Below are 17,519 nucleotides of genomic sequence, written 5' to 3'. Positions count from 1 at the left end.
GACGGGCCGGACGTTCTGTCCCGAACCATGATGGAGGCCGCCGGACGGCCCCTCCGACCATCGCAGATACGTTCACTCGATGAGGTGGTCGATGATCCGACAGGCACTCATCCGACTACTACTGCGTACCGGTGATTCCGTGTCGGAACGCGTACGCGACCGCCTGCGCCCGGTCCCGCACCGCCGTCTTGGCGAACAGGTTGTTGATGTGCGTCTTCACGGTGGCCTGGCTGACGAACAGCCGCTGGGCGATCTCGGCGTTGGAGAGCCCCTCCGCGATCAGCGCCAGCACCTCGGCCTCCCGCACGGTCAGCCCGTCGGGCAGCTCCCGCGGCCGGGCGGCGGGCCGCTCGGCCGCCGGGCCGGACCGGCCCGGCTGCTCCGACAGCCGCTCCAGCAAGCGGAGTTGGACCTGCGGCGAGAGCCCGGCCGCACCCGCGCGGACGTCCGCGACAGCCCGGGCGATCTCCTCGGCGCCGGCGTCCTTGGTGAGGTAGCCGCGCGCTCCGGCCTGCAGCGCCGGGAACAGCGAGTCGTCGTCGGCGTAGGTGGTGAGCACCACCACCTCGGTCTCCGGGTACGCCGCCCGGATCCGCCGGGTCGCCTCCACGCCGTCGCAGCGCGGCATCCGGAGGTCCATCAGCACCACGTCCGGGTGGTACCGCTCCACCAGGGCGACGGCCTCCTCCCCGTCCCCCGCCGCGCCGACCACCTCGATGCCGGGCAGCAGCCCCAGCAGCATCACGATGCCCTCGCGCACCACCGTCTGGTCGTCCGCCACCAGCACCCTGGTGACCGCCTCCGTCATGCCGGCACCCGCAGCAGCACGCGCCACCCTCCGTCCTCCGGCCCCGCCCGCAGCGTGCCGCCGAGCAGTTCCGCGCGTTCGCGCATTCCCAGCAGACCGTACCCGCTGCCGCTGTCGGCGAGCTCATCCCCGGCCTGGGCGCGCGGCGGGCGGGTGTTGCGCACCTCCAGCTCCACCACCCCCTCCAGGTAGCGCAGTTCCACGGAGCAGCGGGCGCCGGGCGCGTGCTTGCGCACATTGGTCACCGCCTCCTGCGCGGTGCGCCGCAGCGCGAGGGCGGGCTCGGCGGCGAGCGGCCGGGGCGTGCCGGTGACGACGAGGGCGGCCCGCTCCCGGCCGGTCAGCTCGACCAGGAACTCCCCGACCGGCGTGAGCTCCCCGCGCAGCGCGGACAGTGCCTGCCTGGTCTCGACCAGCCCGTCCTGCGCCATCCTCCGGGCGGCGACGACCCGTTCGCGGATCTGCTCCCGGTCGGTGCCGCGCTCCAGCATCAGCCGGGCCGCCTCCAGGTGGACGAGCTGCGCGGAGAGGCTGTGGGCGAGCACGTCGTGGATCTCCCGGGCGATCCTGGCCCGTTCGGCGAGCGCGGCGCTCTCCGCCTCGGCCGCCCGGGCGGCACGCTCCTGCACCAGCAGCCGGCGCGCGGTGCCGCGCGCCTCGACGTCCAGCCGCAGCAGGTAGCCGAGCAGAGCGATCCCGACCACGGTGCCGCCGATCCCCACCCAGTCCGCCGGACTGACCGCCGTGTACGAGCCCATGGCCGCCACCGCGACGACCACCGCGGGCACCAGTGGCAACCGGACCAGCGAGATCACGGCCAGCCCGCACCACAGGACGTCGCCGAGCGTGGGGGCCTGCCCCCAGTGGGCCACCCAGCCGGCCCCGAACACGGCGACGGCGGACACCGACGACGGCACCGGGCGCTGCTCCCGGGTGGCGCGCAGGAAACCGACGCTGAGGGCGACGGCCGCGACCAGTCCGGCCACCGCCGCCGCGAGGGCCCAGCCGGTGTACCGGCCGCCGGAGAAGGTGCCCCAGCAGACCACGCTCAGCAGGACGATCCGCCCCAGCACCGTGAGGATCCGCCGTGGCCGGCTCTCGGCCTCGCGTTCCAGCCCCTCGCGGGACGGCCAGCGGGTCCCGTACCACCCGGCCACGGATGCCTCCTCGTGCTCACGGTGGCCCGGGGCTCACCGGCGGTGGTCACTGCGCTGGATCACTGCGGTCGGATCACTGGGGTCGGATCACTGCGGTGCGGCGGACCGCTACGCGGGCTCCAGCATCCGGGCCCGCCAGTTCACCACGAGCGAGCGCACCAGCAGCAGGACCGCCATGCCGAGCATCAGCGAACTGCCCGACTGGTGGACGTGCAGCGCCGAGCCGATCCCGTACAGGGCGACCCGGACGGCGATCATCCCACCCCAGGCGGCCATCGTGGCCTTGGTGCCCTTGGCCAGGACGGTGCCGTCGGCGTCCCGCCAGAGCCGGACGGTCCAGCCCCAGACGGAGCCCATGGCGAGCACCGTGACCAGTCCGGCGGTCAGCAGGGCGACCGAGAGACCGGTGTGCCCGTGGTCGATCAGCTGCGGGTCGCGCAGCGCGAGCGCGCCCAGGATCAGTGGCAGCAGCCAGAAGCGGCGCTCGGTCTCCAGGCGCTGCACCCGCATCTGGCGCTGGACCACCACGATCACCACCACGGCGATGACGAGGAGGTTGGCGAGGGCACTCATCGGCTGTTTCTCCGTCCCGACGGAAAGGGTTCTGCTGACCTCTCCGACGCTACGGACCGGGGCGTTCCCGCTGATCGGAGCCGGGGTGGAGCTCGGGTGGAAGGAAAACGCGCGGGCCCTCCACCCGTGGGTGGAGGGCCCGGCCGGACGGGTCAGCAGACCTGCGTCAGGCGTCGATGCGGGAGCGGTCCAGGGTGGCCGCCGAGTCCACGATGAACTCCTTGCGCGGGGCGACGTCGTTGCCCATCAGCAGGTCGAAGATCCGCTCGGCCTGCTCCAGGTCGCCCAGGTTGATCCGGCGCAGCGTGCGGTGGCGCGGGTCCATGGTGGTCTCGGCCAGCTGGTCGGCGTCCATCTCGCCCAGACCCTTGTAGCGCTGCACCGGCTCCTTCCAGCGCTGCCCCTTGCGCTGGAACTCCAGCAGGGTGGAACGCAGTTCGGCGTCGGAGTAGGTGTAGTGGTACTTCTCCTGGCCACGCTTGGGGCTGGTGAGCTCGATCCGGTGCAGCGGCGGCACCGCGGCGAAGACCCGGCCCTGCTCGACCATCGGCCGCATGTAGCGGTGGAAGAGGGTGAGCAGCAGGGTGCGGATGTGCGAGCCGTCGACGTCGGCGTCGGCCATGAAGATGACCCGGCCGTAGCGGGCCTGGTCGATGTCGAAGGTGCGGCCCGAACCGGCCCCTATCACCTGGATGATCGCGGCGCACTCGGCGTTCTTGAGCATGTCGCTCACCGAGGCCTTCTGCACGTTGAGGATCTTGCCGCGGATCGGCAGCAGCGCCTGGAACTCGGAGTTGCGGGCGAGCTTGGCGGTGCCGAGCGCGGAGTCACCCTCGACGATGAACAGTTCGCTGCGGTCGACGTCGTCGCTGCGGCAGTCGGCCAGCTTGGCGGGCAGCGAGCTGGTCTCCAGCGCCGTCTTGCGGCGCTGGGCCTCCTTGTGCTGGCGGGCGGCGACCCGGGTGCGGGCGGCCGCGACGACCTTGTCCAGCACGGCCCTGGCCTGCAGCTTCTCGTCCTTCTTGGACGAGGTGAGGAAGGCCTTGAGCTCCTTGGCGACGACGGCGGCCACGATCCGGTTGGCCGCGGAGGTGCCGAGCACCTCCTTGGTCTGGCCCTCGAACTGCGGCTCGGCCAGCCGGACGGTGACCACCGCGGTGAGGCCCTCGGTGGCGTCGTCCTTGGTGATGTCGTCCTCGGCCACGCGCAGCAGCTTGCCCGCCCGCAGGGCCTCGTTGACGGTCTTGGCCAGCGAGCGCTCGAAGCCGGTGACGTGGGTGCCGCCCTTGGGGGTGGCGATGATGTTGACGAAGGAGCGCAGGGTGGTGTCGTAGCCGGCGCCCCAGCGCAGCGCGATGTCCACGCCGAGGGTGCGGGTGACCTCGGTGGGGGTCATGTGCCCGAGCTCGTCCAGGACCGGCACGGTCTCCTTGAAGCTGCCCTCGCCGCGCAGCCGCAGCACGTCGCAGACCGGCTTGTCGGGGGCCAGGAACTCGCAGAACTCGGCGATGCCGCCGTCGTAGCGGAAGACCGACTCCTCGACCTTCTCGCTCTCGGTGAGCCGCTCGTCACGCACCACGATGGTCAGGCCGGGGACGAGGAAGGCCGTCTGCCGGGCGCGGCTGTGCAGCGTGTCCAGGGTGAGCTTGGCGTCCTTGAGGAAGATCTGCCGGTCGGCCCAGTAGCGGATCCGGGTGCCGGTGCGGGTCTTCGGCACCTTGCGGGCCTTGGTCATGCCGTTGGCGGGCTCGAACGGCGCGTCCGGGCTGGTCTCGGTGAAGATGCCGGGGGTGCCGCGGCGGAAGCTGATCGCGTGGGTGTGGCCGTTGCGGTCGACCTCGACGTCCAGCCGGGCGGAGAGGGCGTTGACGACCGAGGCGCCGACGCCGTGCAGACCGCCGGAGGCCGCGTAGGAGCCGCCGCCGAACTTGCCGCCGGCGTGCAGCTTGGTCATCACGACCTCGACGCCGGACAGCCCGGTCTTGGGCTCGACGTCCACCGGGATGCCGCGGCCGTTGTCGCGGACCTCGACGGAGGAGTCCGGGTGCAGCACGACGTCGATGCGGTCGCAGTAGCCGCCCAGCGCCTCGTCGACGGAGTTGTCGATGATCTCCCAGAGGCAGTGCATCAGGCCGCGGCTGTCGGTCGAGCCGATGTACATGCCGGGGCGCTTGCGGACCGCCTCCAGCCCCTCCAGGACGAGCAGGTGCCGCGCGGTGTAGTTGGAACCGTCGTCGCCGGCCAGCAGCGCGGACGGCACGGTCGTTTCGGCACTCACGCGGCACTCTCCTCGGTGAAGTTCTGTCTCATCGGTCACATCCGGACGGATCCGGATCAAACGCCAGTGCAGCACGCCGCACCGACACCCGTCGCTCTGCGTGCCCGCGCCCCTCCGCCGGGTGCGCAGCACGACGAACCGGCCCCGCGCAGCTTGTACGCGCTGCGCGAACAAGGACTGCTCCCGGGTGTGGGCCCGGGGGTGCCATCTCCTCCCGGTAGCACCGGTCCTGGCGGTTCGTGGGGCCTGGCACAGGCTCCGGAACTGCCGTTATGCAGGCTACCGGGGCCCGGGACGGGGCTTATGCTCCAACCCGGCAGAGGATTATGCTACGCGGACCTCGGACCCGATCCCGATCGGACGTTCGAGCGACGGGCGGATCCCGGTATCCGGCAGGCATGAACCACCGGCGCCCGGGGCACGTCCTCATCAACACAGCAGAATCCTCAGAGAAGAAAAGCCACGAGCGGGAACGTTTTCGGCCTGGTTGGATGTTGACCCTGGTACGACAGCTCGTCGAGCTAGAGAAGAGGCGACGTGACTACTGTTCTGACACCTGCGAGCCCGCTCACCGCGGCTGACCGCTGCGACCGCTGCGGCGCCCAGGCTTACCTGCGCGTCGTACTCGCCAGCGGCGGCGAGCTGCTCTTCTGCGCCCACCACGGCCGGAAGTTCGAGCCCGAGCTCAAGAAGATCGCCGTGGAGATACAGGACGAGAGCGGCCGTCTCACCACCACCACGACGGCAACGGCCGCCGAGGAAGAGCGCTGATCCCAGGCGCCACCAGCAGCCAGCGTCGAGCTGTGTCCGGTTGCACACCACGTGCGACCGGTGAGCCGGGCGGCCGACCCCTCCGGGGGCCGGTCGTCCGGCTCTGCTGTTTCTCCCGATCCGCTCTCCTGAGCTGTTCGCCCTGAACCGTTCGCCCTGGGCTGTTCCCCCTGAGCTGTTCTCCCGGCGCTTCTCCCGCGTTCAGCCCGCCCTCTGGCCCGTCGCCCGACGCGGCGTCAGAACGTGACCGCCGCCTCACCCGGCGCGACGCCCACGGAGTGCGCCCGACCCCTCACAGCACCGAGCGCACCGCGTCCGCGACCGAGGACACCCGCGTGTAGACGCCCGGGTGGGCCGCCTCGGCACAGCCCGTCCCCCAGGACACCAGGCCGACCAGCCGCCCGCCGACCACCAGCGGGCCGCCGCTGTCACCCTGGCAGGCGTCCTTGCCGCCCTTCTCCTCGCCCGCGCAGACCATGCCCCGGGCGTCGAACTTCCCGTCCTGCCCGCCCGGGTAGGCGTGCGCACAGGTCTGGTCAGGGACGACCGACACGTCCACCCCGCGCAGCACCGGCGAGTAGTCGCCCCGCCCGGTGGTGTCCCCCCAGCCGTACACCTGCGCCCTGGTCCCGGCCGCGTACGGCCCGGTCTCGCCCTGGCCGACCAACTCGACCACCGGCCTCGAACCCTGGGACTCGGCCAGGGTGAGCACCGCGACGTCGTCCATGTTGGCGGCGAAGGAGTACTCCGGGTGGATCCAGACCGACTGCACCGCCACCTCCCGACCGGAGGTCCCGCGCATGTCGTCCCGGCCGACGATCACCTTGAGACCCGGCCGCTCCACCCGGCCCTTGGCCTCGTCGTAGAAGCAGTGCGCGGCCGTCACCACCTTGGTCGGTGTGACCAGCGCACCCCCGCAGAACTGACCGGAGCGGCCGCTGCCGAACTGCTGGCGACTGGCCAGCGCCACGATCCACGGGTGGTCGACGGTGCTCGCGGCGTTGCCGCCGACCACCCGGCGCTGCGCCTGGGCCGGCGCCGCCGCCCCGAGGGCGACCAGCGGGACGGGCACCGCGGCGAGCAGCGCCAGTACGGCGGCCCGGCGACGGCGGTTCGCCCGGGCGGCGGCCGGGTCCGCCCGGAGCGGGGCGGGGATCGACAGGTCAGTGCGGTCCGGCTCGGTCGGCACCGTGACTCCAGAAGGCTCGGCAGCAGGCAACCGGCACAGCGTAGGTGATCGACTACGCGGTGCGACTGCTTCCCGCCGCCCCGCCACCCGGACGAGCGACAACCACCACCCGGACGCTGACACGCCCGGACCCGAACAGCCCCGGAGGCCCCCTGAACAGCCTCTGCACGGCCCCTGAACGGCCGCGACGGAGCCGACGGGGCCCGCGAACCTCCCCGGCACGGACCCTGGACAGACCCTGGACGGACCCTGGACGGACCCTGGACGGACCCGGAAACGCCGGGAGGCCCGGAGCCGTAACGGCTCCGGGCCTCCTCTTCGACGATCGCCGCCGATCAGTCCAGGTAGTCGCGCAGCACCTGGGAGCGCGACGGGTGGCGCAGCTTCGACATGGTCTTCGACTCGATCTGGCGGATGCGCTCACGGGTGACCCCGTACACCTTGCCGATCTCGTCGAGCGTCTTCGGCTGGCCGTCGGTCAGGCCGAAACGCATCGAGACCACGCCGGCCTCGCGCTCGGACAGGGTGTCCAGCACCGAGTGCAGCTGCTCCTGCAGCAGGGTGAAGGAGACCGCGTCGGCCGGGACGACCGCCTCGGAGTCCTCGATCAGGTCACCGAACTCACTGTCGCCGTCCTCGCCCAGCGGGGTGTGCAGCGAGATCGGCTCACGGCCGTACTTCTGGACCTCGATGACCTTCTCGGGGGTCATGTCGAGTTCCTTGGCCAGCTCCTCCGGGGTGGGCTCGCGGCCCAGGTCCTGGAGCATCTGACGCTGGACGCGGGCCAGCTTGTTGATGACCTCGACCATGTGCACCGGGATGCGGATGGTGCGGGCCTGGTCGGCCATCGCGCGCGTGATCGCCTGACGGATCCACCAGGTGGCGTAGGTCGAGAACTTGTAGCCCTTGGTGTAGTCGAACTTCTCGACCGCACGGATCAGGCCCAGGTTGCCTTCCTGGATCAGGTCCAGGAAGAGCATGCCGCGGCCGGTGTAGCGCTTGGCCAGCGAGACCACCAGACGGAGGTTGGCCTCCAGCAGGTGGTTCTTGGCGCGGCGGCCGTCCTCGGCGATGATCTCCAGCTCGCGCTTGAGCTTGGGGGCGAGCTTGTCGGCGGCCGAGAGCTTGTCCTCGGCGAACAGGCCGGCCTCGATGCGCTTGGCGAGCTCGACCTCCTGCTCGGCGTTGAGCAGCGGGACCTTGCCGATCTGCTTCAGGTAGTCCTTGACCGGGTCGGCGGTGGCACCGGCGACGGCGACCTGCTGGGCCGGCGCGTCGTCCTCGTCGTCGTCGGAGAGGACGAAGCCCTGGTCCGACTCCTCCTCCGGAGTCTCGGCCTCGGCCTTGTCGCCCGGCAGAGCGGTCTCTTCGAGCAGCTCCTCCTCGCCGAGCAGCTCCTCCTCGCCGCCCTTGCCGGACTTGGCGGAGGCGGTCTTCTTGGCGGCGGTCTTCTTGGCCGGCGCGGCGGTCTTCTTGGCCGCGGCCTTCTTGGCCGGGGCGGCCTTCTTCGCGGCGACGGCCTTGACCTCGGTGCCGAGGGCGGTCGACTCGTCGACGGTGATCTCGGCGGAGACGGTGGGGGCCGGGGCCGCGGCGGCGGCGACGGCCGGAGCCGCGACGGGGGCGCCGGGGGCGATCCGCACGGGCGGCTTGGTCGGGGCCGACGGAGCGGCCGGGGTCCGGGTGGTGACAGCCTTGGTGGCGGTGCGCTTGGTGGGGCTCTTGGCAGCAACGCTCTTGCGCTTGGCGCCGGCCGGTTCGGCCGCGCTGACCATGAGGTCCACCCCCTCCTCAATCAGCACCTGGTTGAGGCTGCGCATGACGTTCTTCCACTTGGTGACCGGGATCTGGTCCGCCTCGAACGCCTGGCGCACGTCGTCACCGGCGATCTGCCCCTGGGCCTTGCCCCGCTCGATGAGCGCCAGCAGAGCCGCGGACTCGGCGATCTCGGGGGGAAGCGAACGGGATGTGCTGGCCGACACGAACAACCTCTCGGACGATGAGTGGACTCGAACCCGTACCGGCCGCCCGAGCGGGCGGGGAAGGAAATCGCGCGTCGGACGCGCGGTGTCGATTCCGACCGACTCGGGCTTGAGGACTGGGTTTGCAGGACGGCAGCAGCGCCGCGGACCAACACAGCATTCTGACATGTTGGAGTATTCCGGAGCTGCTCCCGCTCAGGAGACATCGCTGCTACTCGTCAAGTGTTACGCATGGCCTTCGTGTCGCGGGTCACACCACGTGGTGCCCGCGGCCACCGGGCCGGATTCCATCATCGCGCACTCGCGCCGAAACCTTTGTCATGGACCGGGCGGGTTGCGGAGGGGTGTCGGCCCACCCCTTCCGGACCCCGGGCCGCCGCACGCATGCGGAGGCCCTCCGGCTGCGCCGCGCGGTGCGACCGGAGGGCCTCCGGCGGAGCGGGCCGTCGGGCCCGCTGCCTCCGCCCGTCGGGAACGGCCCGTTCAGTGCTCCCGGGGCGCGGGGACGGACGGCTCGATCTCGGGGTGGACGGTGAGCAGCGCCCGCATCGCGACCTCGCCCGCGGCGCCGTCGCCGGCCCCCAGCGCATCCACCAGCCGGGCGTGCAGGCCGACCGAGGACTCGGTGGGCCGCTCGCAGGAGATCGCCGGGCCGCCCGAGACCTGCAGGGCACAGGCGACGATCGCGGACAGGTGCTCCAGCATCCGGTTGCCGGCCATCTGCAGGACCAGGCCGTGCAGCTCGGCGTCGGCCCGGGTGTAGGTGGAGAGGTCGGCCTGGGCGGCGGCGTGGCCCATGATCTCGACCAGCTCGACCAGCCGCTGCTGGACGTCCTCCCGGCCGTGGCCGGCGGCCAGCCGGGCGGCCAGCGGGTCGATCGCCCAGCGGAGCTCGAACAGCTCCCGGCGCTGCTCGTCCCGCTGCGGGCCGAAGGCGCGCCACTCGATGATGTCCGGGTCCAGCAGGTTCCAGTCGGTGACCGGACGGACCCGGGTGCCGACGTTCGGCCGGGCGCTGACCAGGCCCTTGGCCTCCAGCACGCGCAGCGACTCGCGGACGACCGTCCGGGAGACCTCGAAGCGCTGGCCGATCTCCTCCGGCACCAGCGGGCGGTCCGCGCCGAGGTCGCCGGAGACGATCATCTGGCCGAGCTGCTGGACCAGCTGGCCGTGCAGACCGCGGCCGCGGCTGCTGGTGGTCTTGCGGCCGACCCGGGCGATGTCGGACTCGGCGCCCTCCCAGCGGGGCGCCGGCGGGGTCGGCCGGTCGGCGTACGAGAAGCGGTCCAGGTCGCCGGAGCCGTGGATGGGCCCATCGGCGGAACGGGCGGGGGTCATGGTGGGGTGCGCAAGGGTACTCACGCCTCCTTTGTCGGCGATCGGCAGGCGCGGCTTGAGAATTCTCGTGAAAAGCACACGAAAGGGTGATCGCCCGTGACTGGATAATTGACTTCTTATCAGGAAGAACCGCTCAATACGGTCACTGCTGGTCGATCTTGGTCCTTCGGGGCAGCCGACCCCCGGTACCCCGTGGCGGCGGGAGTCCGCGGCGTACGACGGCGAGGCTCTACGGCGTACGACGGCGAGGCTCTACGGCGTACGACGGCGAGGTCTTACGGCGTACGACGGCGGGCCTGGACGAGCAGGGCGGCGAGCAGCAGCACGGCCGCGGGGGCCGCGACCGCCGCCAGCAGCGCCGGGTCGGTCAGCGACACGCTCCCGACCACCGCCTCGTGCGCCCCGCCGTACACCCAGCCGTAGGCCCACTCGATGCCGGACTGGAACGGCAGCAGCTCGGCCGCGCGCACCGGCCACGGCCGACCGGTGCGGCGCAGCAGCAGGGCCACGCCGGACTCCAGCAGCGGCGGCAGCGCGCAGAGCAGCAGCACCCCGACGGCGGCGCTGCGGGTCAGCGACGCGGTCAGCACCCCGGTCCAGGCGGCCACGACCGTCAGCAGGACGAACGCCAGCAGCGCGGCCGGCGCCCCGTGACCCGCCGGCAGCGCCAACGGGGCCAAGAAGCCCGGCAGGTCGGACAGGCCGGACAGCCCGGCGCCGCTCACCACCTCGGACACCCGGGCCGACAGTGCGGCCGGCTCCGCCCAGGCCGCCACCGTCACCCCGCCCGGCAGCGCGAGGTGCACGGCCACCGTGTCCAGCAGCAGGGTGGCCAGCGCCAGCAGCGCCGCCACCGGGCCGACCACCAGCAGCTTGGCCAGCAGCAGCCGCACCCGGCGCGGGTACGACACCAGCGAGGCCGGCAGCCCCGGGTGGCGCACCTCGTGCCCGTACGACAGCGCGCCCAGCACCCCGGCGCCGAGGGCGGCGAACGGCAGCGGGATCAGCGGGACGGTGGCGGTCAGCAGCCGCACCCCGGCGGGGGCGGCCAACTGGCCGCCCGGGGTCTGGCTCGCCAGGACGGCGGCCACGGCGGCGTCGCCGATCAGCACGGCGGCGAGCAGCAGCCAGGTGGAACGCAGGCCGCACAGGCGGCGCAGCTCGTAGGCCAGGACACGCACGGTTCACTCGCTCCGGTGGTCGTCGGTGGTGGCGGGGGCCGGGGCGGCGGTCGCGCCCGAGGTGAGGCGACGGAGGCGGACGGTGTCGTCGGTCAGCAGGTCGGCGTTCACCCGGCGGCCCGGGGGCTTGGCACGGGCCGCCTCCCCGGCCGGGACCGGGTGATCGGCCGGGACGTCGGCCGGGACGGGGTCGTCGCGGAAGAGCCGGTCGACGGCGACGGTGGGGGCCGGCGCGCCGATCCCGCTGCGCTCGACGGGCTCGGCGCGGGCGGTGCGCCGAGTGCGGTCGGCGCGTTCGGTGCGCTGGGTGAGCTGGGCGCGTTCGGTGCGGTCGTCGTGCTCGGCGGGCCGGGGTGCGGGTGTGCCCAGGGCCGGGAGGGCCGCGACCACCGCGACGGGCAGGGCACGGGTGGGCAGGGAGGCGTCGTCCTGGGGTCGCGGCACCCGGCGCTGCGGGGTGGTGGCCACGCGGTCGGGGTCGCTGCCGGGTGCGTCAGCGGCGGGTCCAGTTACGGGTTCGGCGGGTTCGGCGGGTTCGGCGGGTTCGGCGGGCCCGACGGCGGACGGCAGCGCGGGCCCGGGGGCCGGCTCGTCGGTCGCCGGTTCAGAAGCTCCCGAGTCCGGAGCCACCGGGTCGAGGGCCACCGGGTCGACGACCGGCTCCGGGCTGGGCTCGGCGCTCGCTTCGGCGTCCGGTACCGGACGGACCCGGAGGTGACCGGAGCGGCCCGAGGCGACCGGCAGGACGACCCTGGGCGCCGGCTGCTCGACCACCCGGTCGGCCAGCTCGTGCAGCAGGATCCCGTGGCGGTAGGCGAGTTCGCCGATCTCGGTGCGGTCGATGCCGGCTACCGCGAGGCCCACGCTGCCGTCACGGCGGACCTCGGCGCCCTGGCTGACCAGCAAGTCCGCCAGCCGCGCCATCTGCGGCCCCCGGACGGCGACCTCGGGGCTGAGCCTGGTCCGGCGGAACTCCGCGACCGGCTGATCGGCCACCAGGCGTCCGCGGTCCAGGGTGACGACCCGGTCCGCGAGCTGCGAGGCCTCCTGCGGGGTGCGGGTGGTCACCAGGACCGTCCCCCCGGCGACGCCGAACGAGCGCAGGAAGGAATGGAACCACTCGACGTTGCGCGGCGACAGCCCCTCGGTGGGCGCGTCCAGCAGCAGCGTGCCGGGGTCGCCGAGCAGGGCGGCGGCCAGGGCCAGCCGACGGTGCATACCGGGCGAGAAGGTGCGCAGCCGCTGCCCGGCGACGGTGGCCAGCCGGGTCTGCTCCAGCAGTTCGTCGGCCCGCCGGGCCGGGACGCCGACGGCCGCGGCGAGCATCCGCAGGTGGCCCTGCGCCTTGCGACCGGGGTGCCCCGCCACCGCGGCCACGCCCTCTCCCGGACCGGGCAGCAGCACGCCGACCTCACGCTCGGGACGGCGCAGCCTGCGGTAGGGGCGGCCGTCGAAGAGTGTGACGCCCTGGCCGCGCTCGAGTTCGAGCATCAGCCGCAGCGCGGTGGACTTGCCCGCACCCTCGGCGCCGAGCAGCGCGGTCACCGCGCCGGGCCTGGCGTCGAAGGTCAGGTCGAGCACCGCGGGCGGGGCCCCCTTGCGGTAGACCTTGGTCAGTCCGGTGATCTGGATCATCGCTGGCTGCTCCCATGCCCTCGGCCGACCTGCTCGGCACGGAGCGCCCCCTGATGGGCCGGCCTGCGCCCGCACGGCTCCGCGCCAGCACATTAGGGGGCGGCGGGGGCTATTCCGGGCATTACGGGAACGGCGCGGGCCCGCCGCCTGCCCGCCTCACCCGATCAGGGGAAAATCCGATCCTGCGATTCACGTGACCGTGCGCTCCGGCCCCTCCCGGACCGCGGGCGGAGGGCCCCGCTCCCGGCCGCCGCTCCTAGCCGGGCGACCAGGGCAGCGGCGGGAGCTTCTCGCCGCCGCAGACCGCCCGGAACTCGTCGACGGCCGCCCGACCCTCGACCGTGAGCTGGCCCAGCTGCTCGCGCTCCGCCGCCAGCCTCTCCTCCACGGCGGCGATCGACTCGGGCGCCGCCCGCCCGGCCTCGAGGGCGGCCAGCTCCTGCTCGGTGGCGGTGGTGGTCGCGTCGAGGCTCTCGTAGTCGGCCACCAGCCCCTCGATGAGGAATCGCTGGTGCGCGCAGTCCTTGGGGACCATCACGGGGCTCCCGGGGTCCGGAGGGCCTTCGGCCCCGGCGGCCGAAGCGTCCACCGGCCACTGTGCGCCAGTCCCCGCGGAACCGCAGCCGGACCGGGCCGTTCGGCTGCCCGCCGACGGGCCCGGGAGGCGGCCGGGGTCGAACTCCGGGGAGCGGCCTGCGGTCGGGCCGCGGGGAGCCGCCTGCGGGCGGGCCCCGGGTGCCCGACCCGGACGAGGCCGGTGCGGCTCAGGACTCCGGGCGGAGCATGGGCGGGTTGAGAACGGTCGCGCCACCGGCGGTGAACAGCTGGGCCGGGCGGCCGCCCTGGCGGGTCGTCGTGCCGCCGGAGGGCAGCAGGAAGCCGGGGGTGCCGGTGACCTTGCGGTGGAAGTTCCGCGGGTCCAGCACCACGCCCCAGACCGCCTCGTAGACCCGGCGCAGCTCGCCGACGGTGAACTCGGTCGGGCAGAAGGCGGTCGCGAGGGAGGAGTACTCGATCTTGGAGCGGGCGCGCTCCACTCCGTCGGCGAGGATCAGCCCGTGGTCGAAGGCGAGCGGCACGCCGTCCACCGGGTTGTCGCCGAGGAGCTCGCCGACCGGGGCCCAGCGGGCGCTGCTGGCGTCGCCGCCGGCCCGGGGCGTCGGCAGGTCGGGGGCGAGCACGAGGTAGGCGACGCTGACCACCCGCATCCGGGGGTCGCGCTGCGGATGGCCGTAGGTGGCGAGCTGCTCCAAGTGGGCTCCGGCCGCACCGGGCCCGACCGCCTCGTGGCCCGGTGCCGAGTGCGCGCGCAGACCGGTCTCCTCGGCCAGCTCCCGCGAGGCGGCCTCGGCCAGGCCCTCGTCCGGGCGGACGAAGCCACCGGGCAGGGCCCAGTACCCCTGGAAGGGTGGCTCGCCTCGTCTGACCAGCAGGGCGCAGAGCGAGTGGTCGCGCACCGTCAGCACCACCAGGTCAACCGTGACTGCGAACGGGGGGAAGGCCGACGGATCGTAACGCGACATGGCGCCGATCATAGTCGTCTCTCTGACGATAAGCACAGGCCTTGCACACGGACCGCGTGAGACCGGCGGGCCCGCCCGCCCGGAACGGTTCGCGCACGGGCGGGCCGGGCCTCTCGGGCCGGTGTCCGCGGAGCGGCGCCGGTCGCCCGGCAGGCGCCGCAGGCGGCTCAGCGGGCGGCCGGGCAGCTCAGGCGGCTCAGCGGGCGACGAGTTGCAGGGCCGCAGGCGCCTCCTCGACCATCGCCACCCCGATCCGGCTCACCCGGACCGAGAAGGGCTCGCCCGCCACCCGCAGTCCGGTCAGCTCCAGCTCGCCGAGCGGGGCGGTGCTGGCCGGGCGGACCAGGACCCGGCCTCCCGGCACGTCGGGCCGGACCCCGGCCAGCGCGAACACCGCGTGCACGGCACCGGCCGCGGAGACCGCCGCCGGGCGGCAGGCGGCCGGGTGCGGCACGGGCTGGCAGCCCGGGGTGCGCTGCTCCCCCGCGTACATCTCCGGCAGCCGCCCCTCGAAGTGGGCGGCCGCGGCGAGCAGGCCCTCCAGCAGGGCGCCGGCCTCGTTCTCGTGGCCGGCCTCGGCCAGCCCCGCGATCGCCAGCGCCGTCTCGTGGACCCGCACCGCGCCGCCGCGGTGGCCCAGCGGGTTGAAGCGGGGGGACTTGGCGCTGAGGGTGCGCAGGCCCCAGCCGCTGTCCAGCTCCGGCGCGACCAGGCGCTGGGCGAGCAGCCGCGTCTGCTCGCGGTCCAGCAGGCTCTCGTGCCGTTCGCCGTCGGCGGCGAGCCCGGTGTCCAGCAGGTGCACCAGGGAGGAGGCGACGGCGGGCAGCGGCTGGCCGCCCGGAGCCAGCCCGGCGGCCGGACGGCCCCCGGAGAGGTCGTCGATCCAGAACCGCTCGCGGAAGCGGCCGCGCAGCTCGGCGGCCCAGCTGCGCCAGCCGTCGGCGCCCGGACGGCCGAAGGCCTCCAGCAGTTCGGCGCCGTGCAGGGCGGCCCGATGGGCCTGCGCCTGGACTTCGGCGCGGGCGGCCGCCGGGTGGGCGGAGCGCTCCTCGGCGGGGCGGCTCAGGTCGATGACGAAGCCGTCGGCCAGGCCCTCGTGCAGGGCGGCCAAGGCCCGTTCGGCGGCGGGGAGCAGCTCGGCGACCTCCGCCCGGGGCAGGCCCCAGCGCCAGGCTTCCGCCAGCACCGTGACGAACAGCAGGGTGGCCTCGGTGGCGGTGCAGGTGGGCGGCAGCTCCGGGCCGCCGTGCCGCAGGGCGCCGGGCAGCAAGCCCTCGGTGCGGCCCGGGGCGGGGGCGAGCTGCTGACGGCGGGCCAGCGCCCGGAGGGTGCCGGCGGCCAGCCGGGTGCCGAGCGGGAGGGTGAGCCGGGCCGCCCAGAGCGCATCGGCCGGGGCGAGGCCGAAGCGCCAGGGCGCGCCGGAGGCCGGGTAGAGATCGGTCGGCCGGTCCGGGTCGGCGAACAGCAGCCCGCCGAGGGCGTCCAGGGAGCGGGAGACCAGCGGGGCGGCCCGGGAGTCGTCGCTGCGGACATCGGGCTCGGACCAGGGCAGCGGCACGCCGGTGCCGCGGCCACCGGGCGGGCGGGGACCGGTGGCCGCGCTCTCCAGCTCGGTGCGCAGCTCGACCGACCAGCGGGCGCCGGGCTGGACCTCCAGGTCCCAGCGGAGCACCCCGGCGCCGGCCAGGACGGCGTGCGGGGAGGGCTTGGCGCTCACTACGGCGCTGTGCACCGGGCCCGACCAGCGCAGCCCGGCGGACTGCACCTGCCCCGGCAGGTCGGGCGGGCGGTGCCCGGCGGCGATCTCGGCGACCGGGCCGAGGTCCGTGCCGACGGCGATCTCCAGCGGCAGCCGGGCGGGTCGGGCGCCGGTGTTGCGCACGACGACCGTCTCCACGCCGTCCGCGTGGCGCAGCCGCTCCACGGTGAGCGCCGGGTCCGGGTCGAGGTCGCCGGGGAGGCGGACGGCGCCGAGGAAGCGGGCCTGCGCGGTGCTGGTCAGCGCGCCCTGGAGCGGCAGCGGCTCCATGCCGCCCAGTCGCAGCTCCATCCGGGCGAGCGCCCGGACGCCGTTGCGGTAGAAGCCGTGCAGGCCGTGGCCGCGCAGCTGGCCGTCGGGGCCGGAGGCGGCCATCGCCGGGGCGTTGACGCAGATCACCGCGTGGTGGACGGCGGGTGGCTGCGGGCGCGGCGGGGCCGCGGGCCGACCCGGGCCGACGGGTGCGCCCCCGGGGCCGGTCGGCGGGACCTGGTCGGAACGCCCGACCGGTCTCGGCGCGCCGACCACGCTCTCGGCCGGCATGGCCTGTGGTGGCCTCATGGCGGTCACCGGACTCTCCTCCCCTCGGCGGTCCGGTGGCCGGGTCAGGCCGGTGGGCCGCGAGCATGCTCGATCGCGTGCTGATGGTGCCGGGCCGGCGGGGTTCCCCGTCGGCGGATGTGCCGTGTCTGGCCGTACCCGGTGCCGGGCCGTGCCAAGCGGTGCTCGGTACCGGGCCGGAACCGGTACCGCCGTGCCTTCGCGTCGGGCCCGGGCGCCGTACCCGGCACACCGTCGGGCCCGGTGTCCCGGACCACCGGTGACGCCCCGCCCCGTGGGCCGCGTCCTCCGGACCGGCTGGCCGCTCGTGGCGACCGGGCCCCGGTGCCGCGTGTGGCCGGGCCGCCGTCGGTGCCCGGGGCGGCCGGGTGCCGCGCCGCCGGTCGGAGTCCGTCCGGGCGCAGGGCCCCCGGGGTGAACGCCGCGCACCGCCGCCAGGTCACGCCCCGCCGTGGCCGCCGCTGGTCGGGACCGGCCCCGTCGGGGCGGTCGTGCCGCTTCCGCCGGAGTGTCACCACGGCCTCGCCGCGGGCCCGTCGTCGCCCGCGACCCGGGCCCGGATCCGGCTTCCCCGACTGCCGTCGGTGCGGCTCGTGGCGGCTCGTGGCGGCTCGTGGCGGCTCCGGCCGGTGCCGGCCGCCCGCTCGGATCGGCGGGGACGGTCGAACCGGCGCTCGACCGCCGCCAGGATACGGTGCGGGGGTCGCGGCCCCGCACCCGGTGACCCCGTGAACCGCGACGCCAGCGCTGTGACCAGCAGAGAC

At 74.3% G+C, this 17,519-nt stretch carries 13 protein-coding genes; 1 reads left to right on the top strand and 12 read right to left on the bottom strand.

The window, feature by feature from the left end:
* Positions 1-118: 118 nt before the first annotated feature.
* The 4 genes from IE332_RS29855 to IE332_RS29840 all read right to left on the bottom strand — a co-directional run bounded on the left by IE332_RS29855 (position 119) and on the right by IE332_RS29840 (position 4,816).
* Entirely contained in the window at positions 119-808 is a 690-nt protein-coding gene (locus IE332_RS29855) for a response regulator transcription factor (protein WP_189922390.1), read from the bottom strand.
* Positions 805-1,965 (bottom strand): sensor histidine kinase, encoded by a 1,161-nt coding sequence (locus IE332_RS29850; protein WP_189922388.1) that lies wholly within the window; start codon positions 1,963-1,965, stop codon positions 805-807. Before IE332_RS29850 ends, IE332_RS29855 begins: the two co-directional genes overlap by 4 nt.
* 108 nt (positions 1,966-2,073) lie before the next feature.
* On the bottom strand, positions 2,074-2,538 hold the full coding sequence (locus tag IE332_RS29845) for a CcdC protein domain-containing protein (RefSeq protein ID WP_189922386.1): 465 nt from the start codon (positions 2,536-2,538) through the stop codon (positions 2,074-2,076).
* Positions 2,539-2,704: 166 nt separating this feature from the next.
* Positions 2,705-4,816 carry a DNA gyrase/topoisomerase IV subunit B gene (locus IE332_RS29840; protein ID WP_189922384.1) on the bottom strand — a complete coding sequence of 704 codons (2,112 nt, stop codon included), beginning with the start codon at positions 4,814-4,816 and terminating at the stop codon, positions 2,705-2,707.
* Between the two features lie 537 nt (positions 4,817-5,353).
* Here IE332_RS29840 and IE332_RS29835 point away from each other — a divergent pair.
* A complete protein-coding gene (locus IE332_RS29835; protein WP_189922382.1) occupies positions 5,354-5,587 on the top strand; it encodes a DUF7455 domain-containing protein in 234 nt (77 codons plus the stop codon).
* Between the two features lie 292 nt (positions 5,588-5,879).
* Here IE332_RS29835 and IE332_RS29830 read toward each other — a convergent pair whose 3' ends face one another.
* From IE332_RS29830 to IE332_RS29795, 8 genes are all read right to left on the bottom strand, one after another.
* The gene (locus tag IE332_RS29830) at positions 5,880-6,743 is read right to left on the bottom strand and encodes a S1 family peptidase (RefSeq protein ID WP_189922462.1); all 864 of its coding nucleotides are present in this window, start codon (positions 6,741-6,743) and stop codon (positions 5,880-5,882) included.
* Positions 6,744-7,111: 368 nt separating this feature from the next.
* Positions 7,112-8,764 (bottom strand): RNA polymerase sigma factor, encoded by a 1,653-nt coding sequence (locus tag IE332_RS29825; RefSeq protein ID WP_189922380.1) that lies wholly within the window; start codon positions 8,762-8,764, stop codon positions 7,112-7,114.
* Positions 8,765-9,241: 477 nt separating this feature from the next.
* Positions 9,242-10,174 (bottom strand): FadR/GntR family transcriptional regulator, encoded by a 933-nt coding sequence (locus IE332_RS29820; RefSeq protein ID WP_308437616.1) that lies wholly within the window; start codon positions 10,172-10,174, stop codon positions 9,242-9,244.
* A 197-nt stretch (positions 10,175-10,371) separates the two neighbouring features.
* On the bottom strand, positions 10,372-11,277 hold the full coding sequence (locus IE332_RS29815; RefSeq protein WP_189922375.1) for a hypothetical protein: 906 nt from the start codon (positions 11,275-11,277) through the stop codon (positions 10,372-10,374).
* A gap of 3 nt (positions 11,278-11,280) precedes the next feature.
* On the bottom strand, positions 11,281-12,912 hold the full coding sequence (locus IE332_RS29810; RefSeq protein ID WP_189922373.1) for an ATP-binding cassette domain-containing protein: 1,632 nt from the start codon (positions 12,910-12,912) through the stop codon (positions 11,281-11,283).
* Between the two features lie 256 nt (positions 12,913-13,168).
* On the bottom strand, positions 13,169-13,447 hold the full coding sequence (locus tag IE332_RS29805; protein WP_189922365.1) for a hypothetical protein: 279 nt from the start codon (positions 13,445-13,447) through the stop codon (positions 13,169-13,171).
* 229 nt (positions 13,448-13,676) lie between these two features.
* Complete coding sequence (locus tag IE332_RS29800; RefSeq protein WP_189922363.1) at positions 13,677-14,435, bottom strand: NUDIX hydrolase; 759 nt, start codon at positions 14,433-14,435, stop codon at positions 13,677-13,679.
* 196 nt (positions 14,436-14,631) lie between these two features.
* Positions 14,632-16,755, bottom strand: coding sequence for an amylo-alpha-1,6-glucosidase (locus IE332_RS29795; protein ID WP_229929033.1), 2,124 nt, complete (start codon positions 16,753-16,755; stop codon positions 14,632-14,634).
* Positions 16,756-17,519: the final 764 nt, after the last annotated feature.

It is taken from the genome of Kitasatospora xanthocidica, assembly GCF_014656195.1.
GTDB lineage: Bacteria > Actinomycetota > Actinomycetes > Streptomycetales > Streptomycetaceae > Kitasatospora > Kitasatospora xanthocidica.
This window is presented reverse-complemented; position numbering and strand designations above follow the sequence as displayed.